This window comes from uncultured Thiodictyon sp., from assembly GCF_903828115.1.
Lineage (GTDB): Bacteria > Pseudomonadota > Gammaproteobacteria > Chromatiales > Chromatiaceae > Thiodictyon.
Window position 1 is genome coordinate 1 of the sequence record NZ_CAIKKU010000718.1, and the last position, 3,835, is coordinate 3,835.

6 protein-coding genes and 1 pseudogene are annotated in these 3,835 nt (G+C 63.2%); 1 reads left to right on the plus strand and 6 read right to left on the minus strand.

The window, feature by feature from the left end:
• Window positions 1-117: 117 nt before the first annotated feature.
• From QZY48_RS26820 to QZY48_RS26835, 4 genes and pseudogenes are all read right to left on the minus strand, one after another.
• Entirely contained in the window at window positions 118-501 is a 384-nt protein-coding gene (locus QZY48_RS26820; RefSeq protein WP_295436610.1) for a hypothetical protein, read from the minus strand.
• Between the two features lie 363 nt (window positions 502-864).
• On the minus strand, window positions 865-2,001 hold the full coding sequence (locus tag QZY48_RS26825) for a toxic anion resistance protein (protein ID WP_295436612.1): 1,137 nt from the start codon (window positions 1,999-2,001) through the stop codon (window positions 865-867).
• 31 nt (window positions 2,002-2,032) lie between these two features.
• Window positions 2,033-2,176: a hypothetical protein gene (locus tag QZY48_RS26830; RefSeq protein ID WP_295436616.1), complete on the minus strand. Its 144-nt coding sequence runs from the start codon at window positions 2,174-2,176 to the stop codon at window positions 2,033-2,035.
• 42 nt (window positions 2,177-2,218) lie between these two features.
• Window positions 2,219-2,494, minus strand: a pseudogene (locus QZY48_RS26835) (four helix bundle protein); the annotation flags it as partial.
• Here QZY48_RS26835 and QZY48_RS26840 point away from each other — a divergent pair.
• Window positions 2,480-2,623: a hypothetical protein gene (locus tag QZY48_RS26840; RefSeq protein WP_295436613.1), complete on the plus strand. Its 144-nt coding sequence runs from the start codon at window positions 2,480-2,482 to the stop codon at window positions 2,621-2,623. The pseudogene QZY48_RS26835 and the gene QZY48_RS26840 overlap by 15 nt on opposite strands.
• Here QZY48_RS26840 and QZY48_RS26845 read toward each other — a convergent pair.
• Both QZY48_RS26845 and QZY48_RS26850 read right to left on the minus strand, forming a co-directional pair.
• Window positions 2,588-3,544, minus strand: coding sequence for a 5-bromo-4-chloroindolyl phosphate hydrolysis family protein (locus QZY48_RS26845; protein ID WP_295436614.1), 957 nt, complete (start codon window positions 3,542-3,544; stop codon window positions 2,588-2,590). The two genes, QZY48_RS26840 and QZY48_RS26845, sit on opposite strands and share 36 nt — an antisense overlap.
• 18 nt (window positions 3,545-3,562) lie before the next feature.
• Window positions 3,563-3,688 (minus strand): hypothetical protein, encoded by a 126-nt coding sequence (locus QZY48_RS26850; protein WP_295436615.1) that lies wholly within the window; start codon window positions 3,686-3,688, stop codon window positions 3,563-3,565.
• Window positions 3,689-3,835 lie beyond the last annotated feature (147 nt).

Sequence of the window (3,835 nt, forward strand, 5' to 3'; positions counted from 1 at the left end):
CCAGTGCGGCGCGATCTCGCGGATAGCCCCGCCGGTTTGGGTTGAGCAGAGGCCGCGCCGCACGGGGGGGCGGCGCTCCCAGGCCGGGCCGGACTGGAAGTGAGGTTTAACTCCGGGCTAGGCCTTGTCCTTCCAGCCGAACCAGCCGCGCTTCTGCTGCATGCCGGTATCGGGGTCGATGCGTTCCTTGGTATCGCGCCAGCCGAACCAGCGCCGCTGCTGCACGACCCCCGTCTGTGGGTGGATGCGGGTACCCATGTTACTGTTCCACAAGAACCCGGTCTTCTGGAGTACGCCGGAATCCGGATCGATCCGCATCCCCGTGCCCTTCCACCCGAAGAAGCCGCGCTCCTGAATGGCACCGCTCGCCTGATCGACCCGCCGCGGGGTATTCTTCCAGCCGAACAGCCGCTCCTTCTGCACCCGCCCGGTATCGGGGTGGATGCGGTAGGCGCCGTCGTCAGTGATGCCGAGTTGCTGCTTCAATTCATCTGATATCATGGTTATGCAGGGTTCCTCACTAGGTTAAACAAATCCATTTGGGACTGTTCTCAGCACCATTGCGTTGTCGTTGTCGTTGTCGTAATCGAGTTTATCGCAGTGCCCCGGATTCTCTTCGCACCTCGTCGCTTCGCTGTCCGAGCTTACTAAGCTCATGACCAACTAGCCTCGATTCTCCGATTACGATTACGACAACGACAACGACAACGACAACGATTGTGTTCGTGTTTATAGCCTTCTCATAAGTTAGCCGGACAACTTCGCTGGCGTATGTCTTTGTTATTAAATGCTAAATTGTTTCGCCTTTAATCGTCCTGTCCGGATCTCACATTAGGAGGCTATAACTTGTTCTTGACTCGTTACTTACGGCCTCAAGGCAGCCGTGGTGGAACCAACCCCTGGACTGCCCCCCGCGGACTTGGCCGAGGCGGCACTCAAGGCCCGGCGCAGGTCGCCCTCCAGCCGCTCCAGTTCCTGGCTCGCCAAGGCACGGGCGCGCTTGCCCTCGTCGGCGATCTTGAGCCCCTCCTCAATGGTCGCAATCAGGGACTCATTGGCGTGGCGGACCACCTCGATGTCGAAGACACCGCGCTCGATCTCGCGGCGCGCCTGCGTGTTGGCGCTCTTGAGGTTGTCGGCGTTGGCGCGCAGCAGGTCGTTGGTGAGATCGGTGGCGGCGCGCAGGGTGTCGGCCGCCTGCCCGGAGCGGTAGATGGTGACGGCCTGCGCCAACTGCTGGCGCCACAGGGGGACGGTGTTGACCAGGGTGGAGTTGATCTTGTTGATCAGCCCCTTGTCGTTCTCCTGCACGAGCCGGATGCTGGGCAGGCCCTGCATGGTGACCTGACGGGTGAGTTTGAGATCGTGCACGCGCCGCTCCAGGTCGTCGCGCACCCCGCGCAGATCACGCAGTTGCTGGGCCTGCACGATATCGTCCGCGGACTCGACGCGCGCCGTCTGGGCGGGAATGACGGACTCGTCGAGTTCGCGCAGCTTGGCCTCGCCGGCCTCGATGTACTGCTCCAGGGCGCGGAAGTAGTCGAGGTTGGCCTGGTAGAGCCGATCCAGTGAGGTCACATCGGTGAGCAATTGGGTCTTGTGACGCTCCAGGGTCCGCCCGATGGCCTCGATCTGATCGCGCACCGCCTCGTATTCCTCCAGAAAGCGGGCGATCGGCCGGCCCTGGCCCATGATCCTGGCAAAGAAGCCGGGCTTGCGGTTGGGGTCCAGGGCCGCGACGTCGAAGCCCTTGAGGGTGGTGACCATCTCGCTCAAGGCCGCCCCGGCGGGACCGACATCCTTCGCCCGCACGCCCTCCAGCATCCGGTCGGAGATCTGGGTCAACTGCTCCTGGGCCTTGGCCCCGAAAAACATGACCGAATGACTGTCGGTCAGGTCGAGTTCCTGGAGCAGGGCGGTGACCGCCGGGTCCGCCGCGGTGCCCAGGGTCGGGGTCAGGCTGGTGGGACTGGTCTGCACCAAATCGGTATGTGCGGTCACTGAAGGGCCTCCGGGATGGGTTCTGATGTGTTCATGTACCCTTGGCGTCGTTGTCGTTGTCGTTGTCGTTGTCGTAATCGTTGTCGCTGTCGTTGTCGCTGTCGTAATCGAGCTTATCGTAGCACCCAGGATTCTCTCGCACCTCGTGACTTCGCTCTCCGAGCTTGGTCAGCATCGCAACGATCCGAATCAACATCGTCTTACCTTGCGCGTTTTCAACAGCAGTCAACACGTTGCAGGCTTCCAGGCAGTCCTGAATCGACCCGCATTCCAACGCGGAGCCGCGAGCGATTTCAAAAAAACGGCGTCGATCAGCGTTGGTTCCCCTGCCGTTGCCTTCGGCAATGTTCAAAGGGATCGATTGTGAGGCGCGAAGCAGTTGGTCCCGCGTGTGGCGGTCAATTCCTCTCAATCGCTTGGCGGTTTCGTATGCCCAAGCCACGTACCGAATCGAAACTCGGTAGACATCGAGTTGCTCATGACCGAACTGCATTGCTTGTCCGACTACGATTACGATTACGATTACGACAACGACAACGACAACGACAACGATTGTCTTCGCGCTTCACTTGTTATTGAGTCGTTATTAAGCGATGCCCTCGCGTTCAAGCTGCTTCTTTAGCACCTCGATCTGGATGTCGAGATCCATGACATCAGTCTCCAAGAGGCTTTGCCGCTGCTGCGCGAAGACCTCCTCGACCGTGACCAGGACGTTGCGAAAGTTCTGCTCCAGTTCCCGGGAGTCGGCGCGCTGGTGGGTGCGGGCATAGCCCTCGGCCACCTGCTGCACGCCCTCCAGGTAGACGTTCAAAAACTTGCGCGCCCGATACAGGTCGGTCGGCCGGTCCGCGATCTGATCGAGGATGTCGCGCCCCTGGGCGCCCAGGCGCGTCAGGCGCGCCTTGAGCTCCGGGTTGCGCAGGTTCGCGGCCGCGTGTTCCAGGTCCAGGAGCCGGCCCTCGGCCTCGGCCAGGGCCGCGCCCACCCGGCGCGCCTGGGCATCGCCGCTACCGAAGGGGCGCCAACGGACCAGCGGCTCGAAGCCGTAGGCCCAGTGAAACCCAAGGGCCGCCACCGCCGCGAAGGCCAGGCTGATCGCCACCCCGTTCCCGACCGCGAAGTGGGCCGTGACCCCGGCGCCGAGCGCCGTGAGGAGCCCGCCCAGCGTCTTGCGCGGCCAGCGCCAGAGACGAACGAACCGCGCCTGTGGTTCGGGATGATCGGCCCGCAGGCCGCGCTGGGTCAGCCAGGCCCCGGCGATGAGGAGCAGAAACCCCGCGGCGTCCGCCAGGAATTTGTCGAAATGACCGCTCGCCAGGGCAATCACGGCGCCCCACAGCAGCGGCGTCGGCAGGACCCACAGCAGTGCGCCCCGCCAGGGCGGGACCCACTGCGAATCGGGCAGGAACAGGTTTCCCAGGCCCCCCGGCAGTAGTGTCGGGCGCTCCCGGGGGGTGACCTGGTTGACCTTGACCAGCCGCGGCGGTTGGTTCGTAACCAGGGTCCGCGTTGGTTCCCTGGGTCGTTCAGGGGGAATACTCACCACAGGGTCCTCGGTCGGTCAAAAGACGAACAGGGCCTGGCAGGAGACCAGGCCGACGCTCCACACCAGCAGGGTCATGCCGACGAGGCGCAGCATCAGCGACCGCCGCGGGGTCTGGACAGGGGGGTGTTGCAGGTCGGACATGGTTACATCTGGTTCTGGGGGTTGGGGCAGGGCGGACGCCGATGGGTGCGATCAGGACTGATGTGTTGACGCCGCTCCCGTGCCCTCCAGCGACCGGACCTTCTCACGGGCTGGGCGTCGTTGTCGTTGTCGTTGTCGTAATCGAAC